The organism is Actinomadura sp. B10D3, from assembly GCF_039871695.1.
GTDB lineage: Bacteria > Actinomycetota > Actinomycetes > Streptosporangiales > Streptosporangiaceae > Spirillospora > Spirillospora madurae.
Map to the genome: position 1 here is coordinate 221,872 of NZ_JBDPLY010000005.1, position 23,564 is coordinate 245,435.

The following is a 23,564-nucleotide window of genomic DNA, read 5'->3' on the forward strand; positions in this document are numbered from 1 at the left end:
GCTACCGGCCGCCGCCGAGGACGGTGGTGACCGGCGGCGCGGGGCTCGCCGGACGGCCCTGGTTGCCGGGCGGCGGCGCGTCGGTGACCCGCGGCGGGTCGGGCAGCGTGTCGCCGGTGACGAAGCCGGTGCCCTCCAGGAACTTGAGGTTGGCGCGGACGAACGGCTCGGCCTGCTCGGCGAACGTCCGCATGAGGGTGTTGCGGGTGCTGCCGCGGACCGCGCCGATCATCGCGTAGGTCTGGCCCTGCGCGGTCCGCATCCGGGCGACGGCCGTGCGGTCGTACTCGTTGCCGGACTTGCCGCTGATCTCCGACATCCAGCTCTGCTGGTCGGGGGTGGGCTGGTTCGGCAGCGGGACGTTCAGCCGGGCGGCGACGGTGCGGTCCAGCGTGTCGAGCCGGACATGGCGGCGGGCGATCTCGGCGAGATTGCGGCGGGTGGCGGTCCGGGCGGCGCGGCGCTGGGCGTCCCGGGCGACGGGGATCTCCCAGAGCGCGGCCTGCCGGATCGACACGATGAGGGCGCGGTCGGCGGGGCCGAGCGGGCCGAAGCGGGTGTTGACGGTGGACTGGGCCTCGTCGCCGTTGTCGGCCTGGGGCGCCACCGCACCGCCGTCGGTCGCCTGGCGCCCCACCGGCGTGCAGGCGCCGAGCAGCAGCGCCGCGACGAGGCCGCTCGCCGCGATGGCCGGTCGGGGGGTGCGCATCGGCGGCCGCCTTTCGGATCGGTCGAGAGTTCGGGCGTTACGCAGCGGTACGCGCGTCCGGGCCCGAAGGTTCACCGCGGGGCGGTCAGGTCCAGCCGAGCTGGACGAGGGTGGGCACGCGGGGTTCGCCGCCGGCGTCGGTGAAGGCGCGCAGGGCCTCGACGAGGACGTGCCGCTGGTCGGCGGGCATCCGCGACACGACCTCGGCGATGTCGGCGCGGCGGCGGGCGGTCACGTCGTCGACGATGGCGCGCCCGGCGGCGGTGAGCTGGATGCGGATCTCGCGGCCGCTGTCGGGGCTGGCCTGCCGGTCCACCAGCCCGGCGGCGACGAGCCGGTCCACCATCCGCATCGCGGTGGACGGGTTCACCTCCAGCAGCCCGGCGAGCGTGACGAGCTTGGCCGGCCCCTGCGAGGACAGCACGACCAGGAGCCGGAACTGCGGCAGCGTGACGGCGTCCTCCACGGCGGCCAGGGAGCGCACGGAGATGGCCACCAGCAGCCGGGACGCGGTCAGCAGCGCCGAGGTGACCTCGTCGACGCCGTCGTCCGCCCGCTCGCTCATGACGACTTTCTACAACGCCGGGACGGGTGGGCGCCAACCCCTCCACGGAACGCTCCAGTCAATGGCGGGTCAGGCCCCGCCTCGGCGAGCAGGAGCGTGGTGGAGTCCCACGCCGGCGTGCCGTCGGCCTCGGGCGCGTCGGTGGGGACGGTGGAGGCGGACGCGGCGAGCGCGGTCACCGGCCGTCCTCCGGCAGCAGGCCGGCGAGGAGCTCGGCGAGGTGGCGGGGGCGGGCGGCGGTGCCCGCCTCGATCTGGGTCCGGCAGGAGAATCCGTCGGCGAGGACGGCCGTCCCGGGGGCGGCGTCCCGCACGGCTGTCCACACGCCCTGCTCGGCGATGGCCGTGGAGGTTTCGTAGTGGCCCGCCTCGAAGCCGAAATTTCCTGCGAGCCCGCAGCATCCGGCGTCGAGGACCGCCACCTCGACGCCGGCGCGGGACAGGACGCGGCGGTCGGCGCCGAAGCCCATGATCGCGTGCTGGTGGCAGTGCGGCTGGGCGATCGCGCGCACCCGGGGGGTGTCGAGCCCGGCGACGACATCGTGGGACGCGAGGGGCGAGGCGCCGCCGGTCTCGCGCTGGTGCTCGTCGAGCAGTTCGGCGAGGGTCCTGGTCTGGTCCCGCAGCCGTCGCACGTCGTCCTCCAGGGGGTCGCCCTCCATCAGCTCGGGGGCGTCGGCGCGGAACACGGCGGTGCAGCTGGGCTCCAGCCCGACGACGGGGACGCCCTCGCGCAGCCGGGGCGCGAGCGCGCGGACGGTGCGCCGCAGGACGCGGGCGGCGACGCCGAACTGCCCGGTGGAGATCCAGGTCAGGCCGCAGCACAGCGGGACGGGCGGTACCTCGACCCGGTATCCGGCGGCCTCCAGGACGCGGACGGCGGCCTCGCCGATGTGGGGGTGGAAGGCGTCGGTGAAGGTGTCGGGCCACAGGACGACGCGCCGGCCGCCGCCGCGGCGCGGTGGGCGGTCCTTGAACCGGTCGGTGAACCGGCGGCGGGCGAAGCGGGGCAGGTCGCGGCGCGGGTCGATGCCGCCGGCCCGTTTGCCGATCCCGGCCAGGACGGGCAGGTGCAGCGCGGTGTTGGCGGCGCCGGGCGCGAGCGCGGCGATCCGGGCCCACACCGGCAGCCAGCCCATGGTGTAGTGCGCGGGCGGCCGGATCCGGTGCCGGTAGTGGTGGGCGAGGAACTCGGCCTTGTAGGTGGCCATGTCCACGTTGACGGGGCAGTCGCTGCGGCATCCCTTGCAGGCCAGGCACAGGTCGAGGGCGTCGCGGACGTGCTCGGACCGCCACCCGGCGGTGATGACGGCGGCGCCGGCCGGTCCGGGCGCGGACGGGTCCGGCAGGCCGTCCCCGGGCGGGGCGCCGCCGGGCATGCCGCGCATCATCTCCATGAGGACGCGGGCCCGGCCGCGGGTGGAGTGCTCCTCCTCCCCCGTGACCCGGTAGCTGGGGCACATCACCCCGCCCGACGACGCCCGGCACCTGCCGATGCCGACGCAGCGGGCGGCGGCGTGGGTGAACCGGTGGCGGTCGCCGGGGAAGGAGAAGTGCGTGTCCGGCTCGGCCGGGTGGTAGGCGAGGCGGTCGAGGTTCTCGTCGAGCCGGTACGGGTGGACGATCTTGCCGGGGTTCATCCGGTCGCCCGGATCGAAGATCGCCTTGAGGCGCTCGAAGAGCCGGACCACCTCCGCGCCGAACATGACCGGCAGCAGTTCGCCGCGGGACTGGCCGTCGCCGTGCTCGCCGGACAGGGAGCCGCCGTAGGAGGCGACGAGGCGGGCGGCGCGCCCGGCGAACTCCCGGTACCGCGCGGCGCCGGACTGGTCCGCCAGGTCGAACGGGATGCGGGTGTGCACGCAGCCCTGCCCGAAGTGCCCGTAGAGGGCGACGGGGTCGTAGCGGAACTCGCGGATGAGGGCGCGGAAGTCGCGCAGGTAGTCGCCGAGCCGGTCGGGCGGGACGGCGGCGTCCTCCCAGCCCTCGTGGGTGTCGGGGTGCCCGGGCGGGTAGGCGGTCGCGCCGAGCCCGGCCTCGCGGACCCTCCAGAGCCGCTCCTCCTCGGCGGGGTCGTGCAGGAAGCCGCAGCGCGGCGGGTTCGGCCCGCTCCGCATGTCCCGGATCAGGGCGCGGGCCCGCTCGTCCACCTCGTCCCGGGTGCCGCCGCCGAGGCGGACCATGAGCCAGCCGGCGCCTTCGGGCATCTCGGCCAGCACGTCGGGGCCGGCGAGGTGGTCCTGTTCGGCGAGGTCGAGGAGGGTGTCGTCCATGCCCTCCAGGGCGAGCGGCCGGGACGGCAGGACGCGGGGGACGGCGTCGCCGGCGGCGGCGATGTCGTCGTAGCCGAGGACGACGAGCGCCTCGTGCGCGGGGACCGGCACGAGGCGGATCTCGGCGCGCAGCACGGTGACCAGCGTGCCCTCCGAGCCGACGAGGGCGCGGGCCACGTCGAAGTGCTTCTCGGGCAGCAGCGCGTCGAGGTTGTAGCCGGACACGCGGCGGGGGATGTCGGGGTAGCGGGTGCGGACGAGCTCCATGCCGTCGTCGCGCAGGGCGCGCAGCGCCCGGTAGATCTCGGCGCGGCGCCCGCCCGCGGCCTGGACGGCCTCGTAATCCTCGTCGGAGGTCTCCCCGACCCACATGCGCAGCCCGTCGTAGGTGAGCACTTCCAGCCGGGCGACGGAGTCGGCCGTCTTCCCGTACGCCTGCGCGGACGCGCCGCAGGAGTTGTTGCCGATCATCCCGCCGATCGTGCAGGTGTCGTGGGTGGACGGCTTGGGCCCGACCATGAGGCCGTGCGCGGACAGTTCGTCGTTGAGGTCGTCCAGGCAGGCGCCGGGCTCCACGACGGCGCGGCGCGCGTCCGGGTCCACCGAGAGCAGGCGGTGGCAGTACTTGGACCAGTCGATGACGACGGCCTCGTTGACGCACTGTCCGGCCAGGCTCGTCCCGCCGCCGCGCGACAAGACGGGCACGTCGTGCTCGGCGCAGACCCGGACGGTCTCGGCGCCGGCCTCGACCGTTCTCGGTACCACCACCCCGATGGGGGGCCGCCGGTAGTTGGACGCGTCGTGGGAGTAGGCGGCGCGTGATCCGGGATCGAACCGGATCTCGCCGTCGACCCTCTCGGCGAGCGCGCGCCGCAGGCCGTCCGTTCCGCGGGCGGTCGCGCCCGCGCGCCGCCGGTCCCTCCTGGTCTTCTTCACCGAAACCGCCATGGCGGTACGACTACCCGGGCTCCTCGGTTCAACCGTGGACCGGCCCCGTTTATGCGGCCGGGCGCGGTCAGCCGGTCCGTTCGCGGACCAGGGCGGCGAGGTTCATGCGGGCGACGCCGCGCAGGCCGGGGCGCTGCGCCAGCCAGGCGACGGCGATCACGGTGAGCGCGGACCAGGCGTAGGTCGCGGGCCGGATGTCGGTGTGGAACGCCATCAGGTCGCTGTTGAAGGCGGCGAGGAACGCGCCGGTGGCCAGCCGCCCGGCGATCAGGCCGGGGACGGCGCCGGCCGTCACGACGAGGAGGTTCTCGGCGGTCACGAGCCGGGCGAGCCGGCGCCGGCCGACACCTGCGGCGCGCAGGGTCGCCAGTTCGGTGCCGCGTTCGGCGAGGTTGACCGACAGGGTGGCGAACAGGACGGTGAAGGCGAGCAGGCCGCCGAAGACGAGCATGACGGCGACGAACACGTAGAACAGGTCCATGTAGTCGTCCATGGTCTGCTCGAGCGCCTGGGCGTCGGTGTAGGCGACGACGCCGGGCCGCGCCGACAGGGCGCGCTGCAGGGCGGCGCGGTCGGCGCGGGGGTCGAACCGGGCGAGGACGGTGTCGGGCCCGGCGGCCGGCGCCCACGCGGCGACCTGGCCGAGGGTGGCGTAGGCGCGGGTGCCGAGCGGCTCGTCGACGAATCCGGCGACGGTGGTGGTGACCGTGCGGCCGTCGCCGAGGCGGAGCCCGACGCGGTCGCCGGCGTCCACGCCGAGCCTGCCCTTCAGGGCCGCTCCGATGAGCGCGCCCTCGCCGGGCAGGGTCCGCTCGCCGCCGCCGGGGGTGAGGAACCGGTGCATGCGGGTGCGGGCGGGCAGCCCGACGAGGGTGGTGGAGTACTCGCCGCCGCCCGCGGTGATCGTGACGGGGACGCGGGCGGACGGTTCGGCGGCGCGCACGCCGTCCGTCCCGGCCAGGGCCTTCAGCGTGGCGCCGTCGACGGGGCGTGCGAGGGTGAGTTCGGCGTCCTGCCGCTGGACCTGGTCGAACTGGCGGGAGACGGTCGCCCGGGAGGAGTCGAGCATCCCCCACGAGACCAGGATCAGGACGAGCGCGAGGACGACGCCGGCCATCGTGTAGAGGGTGCGGCGGAACTGGCGGGTGGGCCCGCGCAGCACCAGCCACGCGCCGGCGGGCAGCCGTCCCGCGGCGGGCACGGACCGCTGGAGCCGGGCGAGGAGCCCGCCGCCGCGGGCGGCGGGGACGGCGCCGCGCATCGCCTCGGCGGGCGGGACCCGCGCGGCCGACACCGCGGGCGCCAGGGCGGCCAGGGCGGCGGCGACCACGCCGAAGGCCAGTCCGGCCGCGACGGTGGACGCGCGGATCGACACCAGTGTCTCGGGCAGGCCGATGGCGTCGCCGTACAGGCGGGTGACGGTCCCGGCGAGAAGGAGCCCGGCGGCCACGCCGGGAACGGAGCCGGCGAGCCCGACCGCGACCCCGGTGGCCAGGTAGTGCGCGATGAGCGTGCGGCGGCGGAACCCGCTGGCGCGCAGCGTCCCGATGACGACTCGGTCGCGTGCGACGCGGCGGGTCAGCACGACGTAGACGGCGACGCCGGCGGCGGCGAGGAACAGCATCGGGAACATGACGGCCAGTTCGGAGAACCCCTCGATGTCCTCGGCGAGGGTGGCGTTGCTGGGCTGCTCGGCGCGGGTGAGGGCCGCGCCCGCGCCGTGGCCGCGGGCGGCGGCGGACAGGGCGGCGTCGAGACGGGGGGCGTCGCGGCGCCCGGCGCCGGTGTAGAAGACCGCGACCTGGTTGGGGGCCGTGGTGCCGGCGATCTGGCGGGCGAGCGGCTCGGGCACGAACAGGACGCCGAACGATCCGGGCGCGGGCAGCACGTTCTGGCGGTCGGCGGCGGGCCACAGGTACTCGGGTGAGGACGCGGTGCCGCGCACGCCGAGGTTCCGCCACGCACGGCCGTCCCAGGCGGCCACCTCGGAGCCGGGCCCGAGGCGGGCGTGGTCGGCGATGTGCTTCTCGGCGAGGACACCCGCGGGGGCGGCGGGGTCGAGGTAGCGGCCGTCGCGCACCTTCACCCGGTTGACCGCGGGCTGCGCGGCGGCGGGGAGCCCGACGACGCGTCCGACGAGGGTGGCGCCGTCCGGCATGCGCAGCGGGACGTCGGCGACGGTCCGGGCGGTGACGGCCTGGACGCCGGGGCGGGCCCGGGCCTGCGCGGTGATCGCCGCGGTGTCGCCGCCCGTGACGGTGAGGTCGGCGAACCGGTACTTGCCGAAGAGCGCCTGGTACCCGGCGTCGAGGTTCTTGTAGGCGTCGTAGGAGGCGCCGAACAGGGCGACGCCGAGCATCACCAGCACCACCGCCGACACCAGCTGGGCGGGGCGGCGGCGCAGGTCGCGGCGAAGCTTGACGTTGAGGGTGCTCACCACGTCACCTCGGCGGCGGTGGCGGGCGCGGCCTGCGTGGTGACCTCGACGACGGCGCCGGAGCGCATCCGGATCGTGCGGTGCGCGAGCGCGGCGATCGCGGCGTTGTGAGTGACGACCAGGACCGTGCGGCCCTGCCGGTTGAGGTCCTGCAGGACGCGCAGGACGCCGCGCCCGGTCTCCAGGTCGAGCGCCCCGGTCGGCTCGTCGCACAGCAGCAGCGCGGGGTCCTTGGCGATGGCGCGGGCGATGGCGACGCGCTGCTGCTCGCCGCCCGACAGCTGCGCGGGGAAGTGGGCGGCGCGCTCGGCGAGCCCGACGGCCTCGAGCGCGGCCCGCGACCGCTCCCGGTCGCCGCGGCCGGTCAGCTCGGCGACCAGCCGGACGTTCTCCAGTGCGGTCAGCGACGGGACCAGGTTGAAGAACTGGAAGACGAACCCGACGGTGTCGCGCCGGTAGGCGGTGCGGGCGTCCTCGCCGAGCCCGGTGATGTCGCGGCCGCCGGCGATGACCTCGCCCGCGGTGGCGGGCTCGATCCCGCCGATGAGGTTGAGCAGGGTCGTCTTGCCCGATCCGGACGGGCCGAGCAGGACGGCGAAATCGCCCTGCCGCACCTCCAGGTCCACGTCCTTGAGCGCGTGGACCTCGGCCGGGCCGGTGCCGTAGGTCTTGCGCGCTCCGCGCAGCAGCACCGCGAGCGGCGGCTCGCCGTGCCCGTCGCGGTCGTTCTGGGCGACCGCCCGCTCATGGCCGTGTCGCGTCATCGCCGTCTCCTTCGTCGTCGTCTTCGCGGTCGTCGCGGCCGGTGGGTGCGGCGGGCGGCCGGAGCAGGGCCGTCAGCCCGGCGATCGACGCGCCGATGTCGGCGCCGGGGGCGATCAGCGCGTGCAGGAGCAGCCCGTCGATCAGCGCGGTGAGCACGACCGCGAGGGCGGCGGGGTCGGCGTCGGGGCGCAGCAGCCCGGCCGCCCTGTCCTCGGCGAGCCGGGAGGCCAGCAGGTCCCGGAACACGCGGATCTGCCGTTCGCTCTCGGCTCGCAGCTCGTCGTCGCGGAGGCCGTGCACGAGCGCTTCCATGACGACGCGTCGGCCGGGCGTGTCGGCGCTGCGGTCGATGAGGTCCCGGACGGCCTCGGTGACGCCGTCCAGGACGTCGCGGGCCCGCAGGATCGTCTCGACGGGGCCTTCCAGTTCCTTCTCCACGGCGTGCATGACCGCGGCCCGGCGCAGCGCGCCCACCGACCCGAAGTAGTAGTGCACGAGGGCGTTGTTGGCCTGCGCCCGGTCCGCCACCACCCGCGAGGTGACCGCGGCCCAGCCGCTCTCGGCCATCACCGCGACGGCCGCCTCCAGCAGCCGCAGCCGGGTCGGCACCGCGTCGTCCCCCATCTCCACTCCCCCGGATCTCGGTTGGGCATCTGCTTAAAGCAACTGCCCAAACGGTAGGCCGGATCGTTGCAGTATGCAAACTTCTGGGCGGAGAAAGCCCCCGGGGCGCGGGACCACGGGGGCGGCTTGCGCGGGGACGACCCGCCGGTGTCAGGCGTCGCGGCGTTTGAGGAGGAACGCGGCGAGGGCGAGCAGCACGACGGTCCACAGGGCGAACACGCCGTAGCCCTGCCAGGGGGTGAGCAGGTCGTCGGGGCCCTGGTGGGCCTTGGCGATCAGGGTGCCGGCCTCGGAGGGCAGGTAGGCGTGGACATGCTCGCCGATGCTGCCGGGGAGCAGCGCGGCGAGGGGCGCCAGCACGAGGACGAACCCGATCACGCCGGTGATGCCGCCGGCGGGGTGCCGCACGATCGCGCCGATCGCCAGCGCGAACAGCCCGAGCATGGCCAGGTAGAGGCCGCCGCCGATGACGGCGCGCAGCACTCCCTCGTCGCCGAGGGACACCTCGGCCTTGCCACCGAGGATGGCCGCGCCGATGAAGAACGACACGAACGACACGGCGACGCCGAGGGCGAGGACGACCAGGGAGAACACCAGGGCCTTGGCCCACAGCATCGGCAGCCGCCGCGGCACGGCGAGCAGGCTGGCGCGGATCATGCCGGTGGAGTACTCCGAGGCGATCACCAGCACGCCGAGGACGCAGACGGTCAGCTGGCTGAGGAAGAACCCGCTGCCGAGGATCATGCTGACCGGGTCGGCGGTGACCTGGGCGCGGTCGCCGGGCTGCATGTTGTCCCACTGCGCGACGGTGAGGCCGACGAACAGCGCGGTGAACCCGAGGTCGAGGACGACGAGCAGGATCAGCGACCACAGCGTGGACCGGACCGTGCGGATCTTCGTCCATTCGGCGAGCAGGAGCCGCCCGAAGCCGGGCCGGGGGTGGGCCTGCGCGCCCGCGGCGGGCTCGGTGGTGGCCGTGGTCATCGGGACTCCCCCTCCTCGGCGGGAACGGGCGGCGCTTCGGGAGCGGCTCCGGGCGGAGCCGCGGGAACGGCGGCGCCGGCCGCCGCGGGGGGCGCCGCGGGGGCGGTGCCGCCGACCGCGCCGTACTCGACGCTCTCGCGGGTCAGTTCCATGAACGCCGCCTCGAGCGAGCCACGGCTCGGGGTGAGCTCGTGCAGGACGATGCCCTCGGCGGCGGCGAGCTCCCCGACGCGCGGCGCCTCCATGTGGGTGACGGTGATCAGGTCGCCCTCGCCCGGGGCGACCTTGCCGCCCTCGGCCGCGACGGCGTCGGCGAGCCGCCCGGCCTCGGGGCTGCGGACGGTCACCGTCTTCTCGGTGGAGCGCTCGATGAACTCCTCGGTGGAGCAGTCGGCGATCAGCCGGCCGCGGCCGATGACGATGAGGTGCTCGGCGGTGACGGCCATCTCGTTCATGAGGTGGCTGGAGACGAACACGGTGCGGCCCTCGGCGGCGAGGTGCTTCATGAGGGTGCGGATCCAGACGATCCCCTCGGGGTCGAGGCCGTTGACGGGCTCGTCCAGGACGAGGACCGACGGGTCGCCGAGCAGGGCGGCGGCGATGCCGAGCCGCTGCCCCATGCCGAGGGAGAAGCCGCCGGCGCGCTTGCGGGCCACGCCGGTGAGGCCGACGAGCTCGACGACCTCGTCGACGCGCTTCCTGCCGATGCCCTGCGTCTGCGCCAGGCACAGCAGGTGGTTGTAGGCGCTGCGGCCGGTGTGCACGGCGCGGGCCTCCAGCAGCGCGCCGACGACCCGCAGCGGGGCGTTCAGGTCGCGGTAGTGGCGGCCGTGGATGCGGGCGTCGCCGCGGTCGGGGCGGTCGAGGCCGAGCAGCAGCCGCATGGTGGTCGACTTCCCGGCGCCGTTCGGGCCGAGGAACCCGGTGACCCGCCCGGGCACGACCGTGAACGACAGGTCGTCCACGGCGGTCTTGTCGCCGTAGCGCTTGGTGAGGTTCTCCGCCTCGATCATGCCTCTTCCCGGGTTCGTCCGTCACGGATGCTGGTGATCGTGATCACACTAGCGCGGAGGCGAGCGGCTCGGATCCTCCTGCAAGCCGATCCGTCTCCGCCTCCGGCATGAGACCGCACAAGGCGAGACGCCCTCCACGCGGCGGGAGGGCGTCTCGTCCGGCGTTCCGGGCGTCGGTCAGGACGCGGTGACGCCGTCGGCGGCGTTGACGTCCTTGTGGAACCGCTTGTGGACGTACAGGCGCTCGCCGAGCGTCTCGCACCGCCACCACAGGCCGCTCGGGGGGCCGATGCGGGTGTTGCGCGGCAGCTCGCGCACGACCTCGTTGACGGGGGTCATGCGCATCCGCCCGGACCTGCACACCAGGATGCGGCGGTCGGTGACCACGACGACCCGGTAGGCGTTGCTGAAGATGATGATCCAGATCGAGATCAGGGCGAAGTACTGGCTGGTGGTCTGGGCGCCGAACACCGCCTGGATGTTCTCACCCGGCTGCAGGACGTGGGCCGCGTTGGCGCGCATCTTGTCGCGGATGGCCACGGTCGGGACCTTTCTCGGGGTACACAGGGGGTGCCCGGCTCCCACGGTCTCATGGCGGCCGGGCGTCCCTGATTGTCGCATCGGATCAGCGCGGCCCGTGCCGGTTTCGCATCCTCGGCGAGCTTTGCGGCCCGGCAGGCGGAACCCCCCGTTATTGACCGTCTGTCAATAGGTGCGGGAGGATGGCGGGGCAGGCCCCGACCCCCGGGAGGTTCCGTGCCCGCCACACCCCGCGTCCCGACCGAGCGCCCCGCCGCCCGTCCCAACGCCGGCTCCCCGGGCGGCGCCGAGGACCGGCTCGCCGCCCTGCTCGCCGACCGGGACGTCCTGCGGACGCTGGCCTCCGAGCCGCTCGTCGGCCTCGCCGCCGGGCGGGCCCTCCTCATGCAGCTCGCGCATCCGGCCGTGGCGCGGGGCGTCGCCGAGCACAGCGACTTCGCCGACCGCCCCCTCGCCCGCCTGTTCGGCACCCTCGACTTCCTGCTGATCACCACCTACGGGACCCCGGACCAGGTGGCGCGGGTCGCGGCGAAGGTCCGCGGCATCCACACCACCGTCCGCGGCGACGGCTACACCGGCAACGACCCCGACCTGCAGCTGTGGGTCAACGCGACCCTCATCGACTCGGCCCTGCACGTCCACGAGCGCCTCATGCGCGGCGGCGACGACCCCGACTTCGCCGAGGCCTACTACCGCCAGGCCAGGATCGTCGCCGACGTCCTCGGATGCCCGCTGGAGTCCCAGCCGCCGGACCTGGCCGCGTTCCGCGCCTACATGGCCGAGACGCTCGCGGAACTGGAGGTCACCGGCACCGCCAGGGAGGTCACCGCCGCAGTCCTGTGGCCGCGCCGCCTGCGCGCCCTGTTCCCGGCACTGGCCGTGTTCCGCCTCGTCACCGCCGCGCTCCTCCCCGACGAGCTGCGCGCCGGGTTCGGGCTGCCCTGGACCCCGGCCCGCCGCCGCGCCGCCGGGGCGCTGCTGGGGACCGCCGCGCTCACCCACCGGGTCACACCCCGCCCGCTGCGGCGCCCGCCCGAACGGCTGCTGGTGCGCCTGGCCGCCTACCGCGTCGACCGGACCCTGTCGGCCCGCCGCGCCCGGCGCCGCGCGGGCTGAACCGCCGCTCGGCGGCCCCCGCTAGGCGACCGAGGAGTACGCCACCACGCCGCGGCGCATCGCGTCCATGGCACGGCGCGCGGTCTTGCGGAGGTGGCTGTTCGGCGGGGCTGCGTCGACGACCTGCCCGAGCAGGTCCAGCAGCTGCTTGACGGCGCGGACGAAGTCGCCGGCGGTCAGGTCGCTCTCCAGCAGCACCTCGTCGAGGTCGTCGCCCCGGGCCCACCGGTAGGCGGTCCACGCGAACCCCAGGTCGGGTTCCCGCAGGAACGACACGCGGTTGTCGCGCTCGACGGCGTCCAGCTCCCCCCACAGCCGCACCATCGCGGCCAGGGCGTCCTGCGCGGCCCCGCCCGGGGTGCGCGGCGGCGCGGCGTCGTCCGGCTGCCGCGACTCGTACACCAGCGCGGACACGCACGCCGCCAGCTCGGCGTGGTCGAGCTTCTCCCACAGCCCCTCGCGCAGGCTCTCGGCGGTGAGCAGGTCCAGCTCGTTGTAGATGCGGCCGAGGCGGCGGCCCTCCTCGGTGACGGAGTCGCCGTCGAGGTAGCCGAGCTGCTGCAGGACCGCGCACACCCGGTCGAACGTCCGGGCGATCACCTGGGAGCGGCCCTCGACGCGGCGGCGGAGCTGCTCGGTCTCCCGGTCGAGGCGGTGGTACCGCTCGGCCCAGCGGGCGTGGTCCTCGCGCTTGTCGCAGCCGTGCACGGGGTGCCGGCGCAGCTCGGCGCGCAGCCGGGTGATCTCGGCGTCGTCGGCGGCGGCGGAGTCGCCGCGGGACCGCCGCCGCTCCCGGACGTCGTCGGGGACCTTGTTGCGGAGCGTGGAGGCCAGGTCGCGGCGGTCCTGCGGGTTGCGGGGGCTGAACGACTTCGGGATGCGGATCCGCTCGACGGGCTCCACGGCGCGCGGGAAGTCCTGGATCGACAGCCGCTGCACCGACCGGTTCACCGTCAGCACCAGCGGCGCCGGGCCGTCGGAACGGCGCCCGACACCCGGGTCGAGGACCACGGCGAGCCCGGACCGCCGCCCCGACGGCACGATGATCACATCGCCGGGCCGCAGGTGCTCCAGCGACCGGGCGGCCTCGGCGCGGCGCGCCCCGGCGCGCTCGCGCGACAGCTCCGCCTCCCGGTCCGACAGCCGCCGCCGCATCGCGGCGTACTCCATGAAGTCGCCGAGGTGGCACTGCGCCGCCTTCGCGTACCCCTCCAGCGCCTCCTCGTTCTTGTGGACCTGCCGGGCCAGGCCGACCACGGCCCGGTCGGCCTGGAACTGCGCGAACGACTCCTCCAGAAGAGTGCGCGCCCGTTCGATGCCGACGGCGCCGACGAGGTTGACCGCCATGTTGTACGACGGCCGGAAGCTGGAGTTCAGCGGGTAGGTGCGGGTGCCGGCGAGCCCGGCGACCGACGCCGGCTCCACGTTCGGGCCCCACACCACCACCGCGTGCCCCTCGACGTCGATGCCGCGCCGCCCGGCCCGCCCGGTCAGCTGCGTGTACTCGCCGGGGGTGAGGTCGACGTGCGCCTCGCCGTTCCACTTGTCGAGCTTCTCGATCACCACGGTGCGGGCGGGCATGTTGATGCCGAGCGCCAGCGTCTCCGTCGCGAACACCGCCTTGATCAGCCCGCGGGTGAACAGCTCCTCGACGATCTCCTTGAACGTCGGCAGCATCCCGGCGTGGTGGGCGGCGACACCGCGCTGCAGCCCGTCCAGGAAGTCGCCGTAGCCGAGGATCCGCAGATCCTCGGGCGCGATGTCGGCGGTGCGCAGCTCGGCGTGCGCCCGGATCTCCTCCGACTCCTCCTTGGAGGTCAGCCGGATCCCCGCGTGCAGGCACTGCAGGACGGCGGCGTCGCAGCCGGCGCGGCTGAAGATGAACGTGATCGCCGGGAGCAGCCCGGCACGTTCCAGCCGCTCGATCACGTCCGGCCGGGCCGGCGGGCGGAACCGCTGCGGGCGCGGCGCGCGGCGGCGTCCCGTCCGGCGCCCCTGGTTGACCTTGGCGCGGCGGACCTCCTCCACCGCCATCCGGGTCAGCTGCGGGTTCAGGCGCGCCTGCCGGTCCTTGCCCTTGCCGGTGTCGACGAACAGGTCGTACAGGCGGGTCCCGACCATCATGTGCTGGAACAGCGGCACGGGACGGTGCTCGTCCACGATCACCGCGGTGTCGCCGCGCACCTCGTGCAGCCACTCGCCGAACTCCTCGGCGTTGCTGACGGTCGCCGACAGCGCCACGATCCGCACCGAGTCCGGAACGTGGATGATCACCTCTTCCCAGACGGCGCCGCGGAACCGGTCGGCGAGGTAGTGCACCTCGTCCATGACGACGAACGCGAGGCCGGCCAGGGTCTGCGACCCGGCGTACAGCATGTTCCGCAGGACCTCGGTCGTCATCACGACGACCGGGGCCTCCCCGTTGACGCTGTTGTCGCCGGTGAGCAGCCCCACCTTCTCCGGCCCGTACCGGCGGACGAGGTCGGCGTACTTCTGGTTCGACAGCGCCTTGATCGGCGTCGTGTAGAAGCACTTGGTGCCGCCGGTGAGGGCGAGGTGGACGGCGAACTCCCCCACCACCGTCTTCCCGGATCCGGTGGGAGCGGCGACCAGGACGCCGCTGCCGTCCTCCAGCGCCTGGCACGCCTCCAGCTGGAACTTGTCCAGCTCGAAGTCGTACAGGGTGCGGAAGTCCAGCAGGGCCGGGCCCTGCCCCGCGGTGCGCCTGCGGTAGGCGGCGTACCGCTGGGCCGGGCTCTCCCCGGCCGACGTCGTGTCGGGGGTGGTCATGCCTTCGAGCCTACGGTTCCGACCGTCCCCACCACCAATCCGGCCCGCCCGGCGGCGACAGGACGGGCCCGGGTCGTCAGGCGGCGCGGTCGGTCAGGCGGGCGGACGGTCAGACGGGCGGACGGTCAGACGGCGCGGTCGCCCTTCTCCAGCTCGGCGTCGATCCGTTCCAGTTCGAGCGGGGACGCCTCGTCGTCCGACAGGCCCTCGTAGGGGTCGGGCCGGCGGGCGATCCGCCGGTCGTGGAAGAACGCGAGCAGCTCGGCGACCTCGAACAGCAGGATCGTCGGCAGCGCCAGCGCCAGCATGGTGAACGGGTCCTGGCTGGGGGTGGCGACCGCCGCGAACACGAACACCCCGAAGATCAGCATCCGCCGGGACTTGCGGATCCGCTCGTGGGTGAGGACCCCGACGAGGTTCAGCATGACCACGAACAGCGGCAGCTCGAACGTCAGCCCGAAGATGAACAGCATCGCCTGGGCGTAGCCCAGGTAGTCCTGCACGCCGACCAGCACGGTCGTGTCGCCCGGCGCGAGCCCGATGAAGATCTTCAGGCCCTTGTCCATCGTCAGGTACGCCAGCCCGCCGCCGAGCACGAACAGCGGCACCGCCGCCGCCATGAACGTGTACGTCCAGCGGCGCTCCTTCTGGTACAGGCCCGGCGCCACGAACGCCCAGATCTGGTACAGCCAGATCGGCGACGACAGGACCGCACCGACGATCAGCGCGACCTTCAGGTGGATGAAGAAACCGTCGAAGATCCCGTGCACGACCAGGTCGCACTTGCCGTTCAGGCAGTGCTCCGGCGGGATCCGCGTGTACGGCTGCTTCAGGAAGTCCCAGATCGGGTCGAACAGGATCCACCCGACCAGCGCACCGGCCACCAGACCCAGGATCGCCTTGATCAACCTGTTCCGCAGCTCACGGAGGTGCTCCATGAGGGGCATGCGGCCGTCGGGGGCGGCGGCGTCGCGCCTGCTCAGCTTCATCGTGGGCAATCAGGCTCGGTGTTCGGCGACAGGAATCGGGGGGCGGGGCCGGGGGTCAGCCCTTGTGGATCCGGCCGGGGTCCGACACCGGCACACCCTGGATCGGCTCGCCCGAGCCGAGCGCGCCGCGCGGACGCTGCCCGGCCTCTCCGGAGGCCGCCTCGCGCTCCAGCCGCGCCGCCTCCTCGCGGAGCCGCGCCGCCTCCTTGCGCGCATCGTCACCCTGCGCGGCCTGCGCCGTCTCACCGGACTTGGCGGTGCCGTCGTCCTCGTCGTCGTGCAGGCCCTTGGTCTCGGCCTTCAGGATCCGCGCCGACTTGCCCAGCGACCGCGCGAGCTGCGGAAGCTTCGTCGACCCGAACAGCAGCAGAACGACCGCAAGGATGATCAGAATCTCGGTCGTGCCAAGTCCAGCCATGTCAATCCTCTTCAGCAGGGGCCCGTTCAGGACGATCGTACGCCCTCCCCGGGCGGTTGTGACGACCGAGCCTCATCGAGACGGGACAGTTCATCGCGCAGCGCCGACTGCTTCGGCTCCAGCCGCCGCCTGGTGCGTTCCAGCTCACGTCCGAAGCGCCGCACACCCAGCCACACCTTGAACGCGCACCAGGCGAGCACGGCCAGACCGGCGAAACCGAGCGACACCGACACCGAGACCCACGCCACGCCGCCACGCTATCCGATCAACCCGACGAGCGCCCACGTCCGCCGCTCAAGCCTGTGCCCTGTGGGGGGACGACCCCCCACACCCCCCGGTTCGCTGGCGCTCAAGCCCGTGCCCTGTGGGGGGACGACCCCCCACACCCCCCGGTTCGCTACCGCTCAAGCCAGGCCATACCGGGACAACGCCTGGAGCGCGTCCTCGCGGACGCCGTCCGCGAGGTGCGGGGGCGCGACGACACGGCCCTGGTCGCCGAGCCGCAGGGCCAGGCCCCGCACCCAGCGGGGGTCGGGGGTGCGCAGCACCACCCGCAGCCGCCCCTCCCCGAGCTCCTCCACGCTCTCGCACGGGTAGTAGTCGGCGACCCACCGGCCTCGCGGGGACAGCTCCAGCGTCACCGCCTCGTCCTGCGGCGACGGGCGGAACAGGCCCGCGTCCACGTCGATCGGCTCCGCGTCGTCCGGCACCTGCGCGGGGACGTCCAGCACGGACAGGTCGGCGATCCGGTCCAGCTTGAACAGCCGCACCGCCTCCGCCCGGCGGCACCAGCCCTCCAGGTAGGTGTTGCCCTCCACGACCAGCAGCCGCATCGGGTCCACGTCGCGCTCGGTGTTCTCGTCCCGCGCCGGGACGTAGTACGTCAGGTGGACGCGGCGGCCGGCGGCGATCGCGTCCCGCAGCACCCCGACCGCGGTGCGGGCCGGGTCACCCGCGCCGCCGTAGGCGTCGACCTCCACCGCGACCTGGCTGGACACCGCCGCCGCGGCGCCCGCCGCGCTCTCCAGCTTCGCGATCACGCGGCTGAGCGCGTCCCGGTCGTCCAGGCCGGGGATCCCCGCGAGCATCCGCAGCGCCACCAGCAGCGCGCTCGCCTCGTCCACCTTGAGCCGCAGCGGCCGCGCGATCGACTCGGCCTCCGCCACCGTGATCTCCCCGCCCTCGTAGGACAGGTCGATCGGGCAGTACGGGTCCGGCGCGCGCAGCTCCACGCACCACAGCAGGTTCAGGTCGTCGATCAGCTGCTTCTGCGTCACCCCGAACGCGGCGGCCGCCTCCTCCAGCGCCACCGAGTCGCGGTTCACCACGTACGGGACGAGCGCCAGCAGCCGCCCGAGCCGGTCCGTGGACGTCGTCGCCGCCGTCTTCGCGGCCGCCTTCGCCGTCATCGGCCGTTCACCTCCCCCAGCTCCGCGTGACCGCTCGTCGCGTGGGCGCCGGCCACGGCCAGCACCGACTTCAGATGCTGGATCACCGCCTCCCGCAGGTCCGGCGGATCCAGCACCACCACATCACCGGCGAACCGCGCCAGATACGGAGCGAACCGGTCCACCTCGCGGAACGTCAGGACCGCCTCGTCCCACTCCCCGTCCCACTCCGGGTCGTCGACGGGCCGCACGTCCCGGGCCCACCGCCGCGGGCCCTGCGCCGCGCCCCGCCGCAGCCGCACCGTCGCCGGCCGCGGCTCGCTCACCGGCTCGCCCCAGTCGAACGCGATCCGCCGCACGTCCACCCCGTCCGGGACGGTCACCGACCCGGCCGGGCCGTCCGCGGCGACCTCCCCGACGATGCGGCTCAGCCGGAAGACCCGCTGCTCGTCGCGGTCCCGGTCGAACCCGACCACGTACCAGCGGCCCCGCCGGCTCACCACGCCCCACGGCTCCAGGTGCCGCCGCGCCACCGACGTCCGGCCGATCCCCTGGTAGTCGAACGCGACCGGGCGGCCGTCGCGCACCGCCTCCCACAGCGCCGGGAACGACGGGTCCTGGGTGTTCACGCGCGGCTCGATGCCCACGGCCGTCGCCGCGTCGGTCTCCACCCCCGCCGCCCGCAGCTTCAGCAGCGCCCCCGACGCCGCCTCCGCCATGCTCGCCCGCTGCCACACCCGCGCCGCGAGGCCGAGCACCGCCGCCTCGTCCGGGGTCAGGTGGATGTCGGGGAGCTCGTAGGCCTGCGGCGGGATCCGGTACCCGATCTCCTCACCGCCGCCGCCCTGCTGGTCGCTGCCCACCTCCAGCGGGACGCCGAGCTCGCGCAGCTCCTCCTTGTCGCGCTCGAACATCCGCTTGAACGCCTCGTCGGACTCCGGGTAACCGGGCACCGCCCGGCGGATCTGCTCCGCCGTCAGATAGCGCCGGGTGGCGAGCAGGCAGACCACCAGGTTCAGCAGCCGCTCGGTCTTGCGCCGCGACACTTCGCCACCACCTCGTTCCCTCCGTGAGCCCCCGGCCCGGCCGACGTGCCGATCGTCCCCGCGTGCCGTCCTCCAGGACGCTACCGTTTCCCGGTGTGATCCGATGGCGCAAAGGCACAGTCGAGGACATCCGCCGTGAATGGCCCGGGGCGGTCGAACTGAACGTCTCGATCGGGGGCGACGGCACCCACCGCGCCCTCGCCTACCCCGCCCTGGTGGGGCGGCCCGAGCCGGGCGACACCGTCCTGCTCAACACTACGGCCTTGGCGATGGGCCTCGGCACCGGCGGCTACGCCATGGTCGTCGCGGTCCCCGACCGGCTCCCCCCGGACCCCGACGGGCCCGGCCACCTCGTCAAGGCCCGCTACACCCCCCTGCAGGCCACCGTCCTCGGCGCCGACGAGCAGGACTCCCCCCACCACGACACCCTGCGCGACGCCGACTCCCTCGACGGCATGCCCGTCATCGTCGCCGACCTGCACTCGGCGCTCCCGCCGATCCTGGCCGCCCTCCTCGCCGCACGGCCCTCCACCCGGGTCGTCTACGTCATGCCGGACGGCGGCGCGCTGCCGTCCTGGTTCTCCATGTCGATCGCCCGGCTGAAGGACGCCGGCGCCCTGGCCGCCACCGTCACCGCCGGGCAGTCGTTCGGCGGCGACCTGGAGACCGTCACCGTCCACACCGGCCTGCTGGCGGCGCGGCTCGTCCTGGACGCCGACGTCGCCGTCCTCGCCCAGGGCCCCGGGAACCTCGGGACCGGCACCCGCTGGGGGTTCTCCGGCGTCTCGGCCGGCGAGGCCGTCAACGCCGCGTCCGTGCTCGGCGGCCGCCCCGTCGGCTCCCTGAGGGTCAGCGAGGGCGACCGGCGCGAACGCCACATCGGCATCTCGCACCACTGCCTCACCGCCTACGGGCGCGTCGCGCTCGCCGCCGCCGACATCCCCGTCCCCGAGCTCGGCGGCCCCTTCGGCGCCCGCGTCGCCGCCGAGGCCGCGCCGCTCGGCGACCGCCACCGCCTCGTCCCCGTCCCCGTCGACGGCCTCCACGACGTCCTCCGCGCCGCCGAGAAGGACTGGGGCGTCCGGCTGTCCACCATGGGCCGCCGCCTGGACGAGGACCTCCCGTACTTCCTCACCGCCGCGGCCGCGGGCCGCCACACCGCCGCGCTGCTCGACTGACCCTCACTGACTCTCACACGGCCACTGGCTCTCACACGGCCGCGGGCTCGGCCTCGCCGGCACCCGCGGCCTCCTCCGCCGTGTAGGACGAGCTGAACGTGAACGCCCGCGGCGACGGCCCGCTCTCACGCAGCAGCGCGAGCCGCTTCAGCGCCTCGCCGACCGTCGGGACGTGCCCCGCCGGGATCCACCACAGGACCAGGTGCGCGTCCACATGCCGCCGGAACCACTCCCGGCGGCGCCGCATCGTCTCCAGGTGCGCGCTGCGGTAGACGAAGTCCCACAGCGCCTCCGACGACTCCCACACCGAGAAGTTCACGATCACGTCCTCGCCGGCGGGACGCATCCCCGTCGCGTCGGCCTCCCCCTCCTCCACCAGTCGCCACACGAACCCGGGCGCGGCGTCGGCGAGCGCGTTGACGGGCTCCAGCAGCGCGACGAAGTCCGCCATGCGCGGATCGTCCAGGGGGAAGTGGAGCGTGGCGACGTTGAACTGGGCGAGGTGGTACCGGGCGTCTTCGGTCATGGCCTCACCTCACCACGCCGCCCCCTCTATGTCAATCTTCGTTGTTTTTAGAAGATTCGGCCGCGACACAGCACCACCCCGGCCGCGGATCCATCCGCACCCGCACCCGCGACCCCTCCACCAGCCCCTCGAGCAACGCCAGATTCATCCCGCACACCAGCGGCGGGAACTGCTCCGCCACCGCATGGAACGGGCAGTTCCGCATCCGCAGAACCGCCCCGCCCTCATCACGCACAGGCTCATACCCGCGACCGGCAAGAACCTCCGCCACATCGTCCAGATCCCCGCACGACCCGCCCCCGCGCAGAGCCCTCCCCCGGCGCCGCGCCGCGTCCTGAAGCTCCATGTCCAGACCGGCCGCCTCCGCCGCCTCCGCCAGAAGCCCCGCCGCCGTCCGGTAATCCCGCGCCGGCACCGACACGCCCCGCTCCACCGCCGACCGCCGGTACACCTTCGCCGGACGCCCCGCCCCCGGCCCCGACCGCCCCGTCAACCGCCGGCTGCCCGCCTCCAGCAGCCCCGCGTCCACCAGCTTGTCCAGATGGAACGCCGCCAGCGTCCGCGCCACACCCGCCGCCTCGGCGGCCTCGTTCCGCCCCACCTCACGGCCCTGCGCCGTCACGAACTCGTACAACCGCCGCCGCAGCGGATCCTGCAGCAGCGCGATCGCGTCGATGTCCTCCACCCCGCCATTCTATGAACAACGAGGATCCCGTTTAGAAAGCCTCAGTGCGCACCCAGCAGATCCACCACGAACACCAGCGTGTCGTTCCCCTTGATCCCGAACTGCGCCAGACCCTTCGACCCGTACCCCAGCGACGGCGGCACCACCAGCAGCACCCGGCTCCCCACCCGCTGCCCCACCAGCCCCTGGTCCCAGCCCTTCATCACCTGACCGGTCCCGATCACCGCCCCGAACGGATGCCCCTCCGACCACGACGAGTTGAACACCTTCCCGTCCCGCCAGAAGTACCCCGCATACTGCAGCGCCAGCAACTGGCCCTTCCGCACCGCCGGGCCGTCCCCCTTCACCAGCACCCGCACCTGCAACTTCCGCGGCGGCGCCGAACGCGGCATCGTCACCACCGGCGCCTGCCCCGCAGCCGCCTCCCCCACCTTCGGCAACCGCGGATCACCCAGCGGCGCCTGCTTCTCACCGTGCGGACCCGCCGCCCGCGGATACACCGCCCGGACGTCCAGCACGTACACCAGCGTGTCACCCGCACCCACCTGGTGCTTCGGATCCCCCTCATCCCCGAACCCGTCCTTCGGAGGAATCCGCGCCACCACCCGCGACCCCGGCCGCACCCCGTCGAACGCCTTCGTCAACCCCGGCACCAGCCGACCCGTCGGGAACGCCCCCGGCTGCCCCTTGGCGTAACTGCTCGCCAGCAGCTTCCGCCCACCCTTGTTCCACCGGTAGCCCACATAATCGGCCACCACCAGATCACCCTTGCGCGCCGCCGTCCCCTTGCCCTCCTTCACGGTCTTCACCGCGAACGAATCACCCGGCTCGCCCTTCGGGAACCGCACCTGCGGCAACTTCCCGAAATCCCCGCTCACATCGACGTCCACCCCACCGCCCGAACAGGCGGACAACGCCAACGGCGCGGCCAGCACGACCACGGACAACAACCGAACACCACGGCGCATACACGGTCCTTCGGGGGGTCACGAGCGTCACTGCGCGCTCACCCTACCGCCCAGGTGACCTGCCAGTAGCGTCCGGCGCGCACAACACCCCGCGCCGGAACACCACACACCCGACCTCCCGCTACATACCGGCGATCAGCTTGTCCACCCGCTCATCCACCGACCGGAACGGGTCCTTGCACAACACCGTCCGCTGCGCCTGATCGTTCAACTTCAGATGCACCCAGTCCACCGTGAAATCACGCCGCTTCTCCTGCGCCTTCCGGATGAACTCCCCCCGCAACCGCGCCCGCGTCGTCTGCGGTGGCACCGACTTCGCCTCGAAGATGTCCAAATCCCGCGACACCCGATCCACTGACCCCCGCTTCTCCAGCAGGTAGTACAACCCGCGGTCACGATGCACATCGTGATACGTCAGATCCAGCTGCGCCACACGCGGCGACGACAACGGCAGATCGTACTTCCGCCGATACCGCTCGATCAGCTTGTACTTCGTCACCCAGTCGATCTCACGCGACACCAGATCCAGATCACCCGTCTCCACCGCACGCAGCGTCCGCTCCCACAGCTCCAGCACCCGCTTCGCCGTCGCGTCCCCGCCACGCGCGTCCACGAAGTCGCGCGCCTTCCCGAAATACTCCTTCTGGATCTCCAGCGAACTCGCCTCCCGGCCGTTCGCCAACCGCACCTTCCGCCGCCCCGTCATGTCATGACTGACCTCCCGGATCGCCCGGATCGGGTTCTCCAGCGTCAGATCACGCATCACCACCCCGGCCTCGATCATCCGCAGCACCAGGTCCGTCGCCCCGACCTTCAGCAGCATCGTCGTCTCACTCATGTTCGAGTCACCGACGATCACATGCAGGCGCCGGAACCGCTCCGCATCCGCATGCGGCTCATCCCGCGTATTGATGATCGGACGCGACCGCGTCGTCGCCGACGACACACCCTCCCAGATGTGCTCCGCCCGCTGCGACACGCAGTACACCGCACCACGCGGCGTCTGCAGCACCTTCCCCGCCCCGCAGATGATCTGCCGCGTCACCAGATACGGGATCAGCACATCCGCCAGACGGCCGAACTCCCCATGCCGCCCCACCAGATAATTCTCATGACACCCGTACGAGTTCCCCGCCGAGTCCGTGTTGTTCTTGAACAGGTAGATGTCGCCGGCGATACCCTCCTCACGGAGCCGCCGCTCCGCATCCACCAGCAGACCCTCCAGGATCCGCTCACCCGCCTTATCATGCGTCACCAGATCCACGACACTGTCGCACTCCGGCGTCGCGTACTCCGGGTGACTCCCCACATCCAGATAGAGCCGCGCCCCGTTCCGCAGGAACACGTTGCTGCTACGACCCCACGACACCACCCTGCGGAACAGATAACGCGCCACCTCATCCGGTGACAACCGCCGCTGCCCGCGGAACGTACAGGTGACGCCGTACTCGTTCTCAAGCCCGAAGATGCGCCTGTCCACACCATGACCCTATGCGGCGCAGCCCTCACTTGGCAGTCTCAACAGCCCACCGTTTCCCCGCCGCCACCCACCCCGCAAACGCCGCAGGCCCGCCACGGCAAGGGCACCACACCCCAACCACGA

Annotated in this window: 21 protein-coding genes; 2 read left to right on the forward strand and 19 right to left on the reverse strand. The window is 73.5% G+C overall.

Translation table 11 applies throughout. The features are described from left to right. Position 1: 1 nt before the first annotated feature. From ABGB11_RS11760 to ABGB11_RS11800, 9 genes are all read right to left on the reverse strand, one after another. The gene (locus ABGB11_RS11760; protein ID WP_347631774.1) at positions 2-709 is read right to left on the reverse strand and encodes a DUF4142 domain-containing protein; all 708 of its coding nucleotides are present in this window, start codon (positions 707-709) and stop codon (positions 2-4) included. Positions 710-794: 85 nt separating this feature from the next. Beyond that, positions 795-1,274 (reverse strand): MarR family transcriptional regulator, encoded by a 480-nt coding sequence (locus ABGB11_RS11765; protein WP_347631776.1) that lies wholly within the window; start codon positions 1,272-1,274, stop codon positions 795-797. 175 nt (positions 1,275-1,449) lie between these two features. Continuing rightward, complete coding sequence (locus ABGB11_RS11770) at positions 1,450-4,494, reverse strand: FAD-linked oxidase C-terminal domain-containing protein (protein ID WP_347631778.1); 3,045 nt, start codon at positions 4,492-4,494, stop codon at positions 1,450-1,452. 67 nt (positions 4,495-4,561) lie between these two features. Further along, a complete protein-coding gene (locus ABGB11_RS11775) occupies positions 4,562-6,931 on the reverse strand; it encodes an ABC transporter permease (RefSeq protein ID WP_347631780.1) in 2,370 nt (789 codons plus the stop codon). Further along, the gene (locus ABGB11_RS11780; RefSeq protein ID WP_347631782.1) at positions 6,928-7,695 is read right to left on the reverse strand and encodes an ABC transporter ATP-binding protein; all 768 of its coding nucleotides are present in this window, start codon (positions 7,693-7,695) and stop codon (positions 6,928-6,930) included. The genes ABGB11_RS11775 and ABGB11_RS11780 overlap by 4 nt, the downstream gene beginning before the upstream one ends. Then, positions 7,676-8,320 (reverse strand): TetR family transcriptional regulator C-terminal domain-containing protein, encoded by a 645-nt coding sequence (locus tag ABGB11_RS11785; RefSeq protein WP_347631784.1) that lies wholly within the window; start codon positions 8,318-8,320, stop codon positions 7,676-7,678. Before ABGB11_RS11785 ends, ABGB11_RS11780 begins: the two co-directional genes overlap by 20 nt. A gap of 150 nt (positions 8,321-8,470) precedes the next feature. Beyond that, complete coding sequence (locus ABGB11_RS11790; protein ID WP_347631786.1) at positions 8,471-9,304, reverse strand: ABC transporter permease; 834 nt, start codon at positions 9,302-9,304, stop codon at positions 8,471-8,473. Then, on the reverse strand, positions 9,301-10,317 hold the full coding sequence (locus ABGB11_RS11795) for an ATP-binding cassette domain-containing protein (protein ID WP_347631788.1): 1,017 nt from the start codon (positions 10,315-10,317) through the stop codon (positions 9,301-9,303). Before ABGB11_RS11795 ends, ABGB11_RS11790 begins: the two co-directional genes overlap by 4 nt. Before the next feature lie 177 nt (positions 10,318-10,494). Beyond that, a complete protein-coding gene (locus tag ABGB11_RS11800; protein ID WP_347631790.1) occupies positions 10,495-10,857 on the reverse strand; it encodes a hypothetical protein in 363 nt (120 codons plus the stop codon). A 216-nt stretch (positions 10,858-11,073) separates the two neighbouring features. Between ABGB11_RS11800 and ABGB11_RS11805 the strand changes: the two genes are divergently transcribed. Beyond that, positions 11,074-11,973, forward strand: coding sequence for an oxygenase MpaB family protein (locus ABGB11_RS11805; protein WP_347631792.1), 900 nt, complete (start codon positions 11,074-11,076; stop codon positions 11,971-11,973). A gap of 21 nt (positions 11,974-11,994) precedes the next feature. On the opposite strand, the gene ABGB11_RS11810 is transcribed toward ABGB11_RS11805, so the two are convergent. The 6 genes from ABGB11_RS11810 to ABGB11_RS11835 all read right to left on the reverse strand — a co-directional run bounded on the left by ABGB11_RS11810 (position 11,995) and on the right by ABGB11_RS11835 (position 18,604). Beyond that, complete coding sequence (locus tag ABGB11_RS11810; protein WP_347631794.1) at positions 11,995-14,763, reverse strand: DEAD/DEAH box helicase; 2,769 nt, start codon at positions 14,761-14,763, stop codon at positions 11,995-11,997. Between the two features lie 125 nt (positions 14,764-14,888). Beyond that, positions 14,889-15,752 carry a twin-arginine translocase subunit TatC gene (tatC, locus tag ABGB11_RS11815; RefSeq protein WP_347631796.1) on the reverse strand — a complete coding sequence of 288 codons (864 nt, stop codon included), beginning with the start codon at positions 15,750-15,752 and terminating at the stop codon, positions 14,889-14,891. A gap of 55 nt (positions 15,753-15,807) precedes the next feature. Then, on the reverse strand, positions 15,808-16,170 hold the full coding sequence (tatA, locus tag ABGB11_RS11820) for a Sec-independent protein translocase subunit TatA (protein WP_347631798.1): 363 nt from the start codon (positions 16,168-16,170) through the stop codon (positions 15,808-15,810). A gap of 26 nt (positions 16,171-16,196) precedes the next feature. Continuing rightward, positions 16,197-16,418 (reverse strand): hypothetical protein, encoded by a 222-nt coding sequence (locus ABGB11_RS11825; protein ID WP_347631800.1) that lies wholly within the window; start codon positions 16,416-16,418, stop codon positions 16,197-16,199. Between the two features lie 156 nt (positions 16,419-16,574). Beyond that, complete coding sequence (locus ABGB11_RS11830) at positions 16,575-17,579, reverse strand: WYL domain-containing protein (protein ID WP_347631802.1); 1,005 nt, start codon at positions 17,577-17,579, stop codon at positions 16,575-16,577. Next, positions 17,576-18,604, reverse strand: coding sequence for a WYL domain-containing protein (locus ABGB11_RS11835; RefSeq protein ID WP_347631804.1), 1,029 nt, complete (start codon positions 18,602-18,604; stop codon positions 17,576-17,578). The genes ABGB11_RS11830 and ABGB11_RS11835 overlap by 4 nt, the downstream gene beginning before the upstream one ends. A 95-nt stretch (positions 18,605-18,699) precedes the next feature. Here ABGB11_RS11835 and ABGB11_RS11840 point away from each other — a divergent pair, with 95 nt between their 5' ends. Next, positions 18,700-19,782: a DUF3866 family protein gene (locus tag ABGB11_RS11840; protein WP_347631806.1), complete on the forward strand. Its 1,083-nt coding sequence runs from the start codon at positions 18,700-18,702 to the stop codon at positions 19,780-19,782. A gap of 31 nt (positions 19,783-19,813) precedes the next feature. Here the strand turns inward: ABGB11_RS11840 and ABGB11_RS11845 are convergent, their stop codons facing one another. From ABGB11_RS11845 to pafA, 4 genes are all read right to left on the reverse strand, one after another. Next, positions 19,814-20,308, reverse strand: coding sequence for a DUF3291 domain-containing protein (locus ABGB11_RS11845; protein WP_347631808.1), 495 nt, complete (start codon positions 20,306-20,308; stop codon positions 19,814-19,816). 31 nt (positions 20,309-20,339) lie between these two features. Then, positions 20,340-20,993, reverse strand: coding sequence for a transcriptional regulator (locus tag ABGB11_RS11850; RefSeq protein ID WP_347631810.1), 654 nt, complete (start codon positions 20,991-20,993; stop codon positions 20,340-20,342). A gap of 41 nt (positions 20,994-21,034) precedes the next feature. Then, positions 21,035-21,961, reverse strand: a complete 927-nt coding sequence (locus ABGB11_RS11855; protein ID WP_347631812.1) for an FKBP-type peptidyl-prolyl cis-trans isomerase — start codon at positions 21,959-21,961, stop codon at positions 21,035-21,037. Between the two features lie 121 nt (positions 21,962-22,082). Beyond that, complete coding sequence (gene pafA, locus ABGB11_RS11860) at positions 22,083-23,441, reverse strand: Pup--protein ligase (protein ID WP_021593623.1); 1,359 nt, start codon at positions 23,439-23,441, stop codon at positions 22,083-22,085. Positions 23,442-23,564 lie beyond the last annotated feature (123 nt).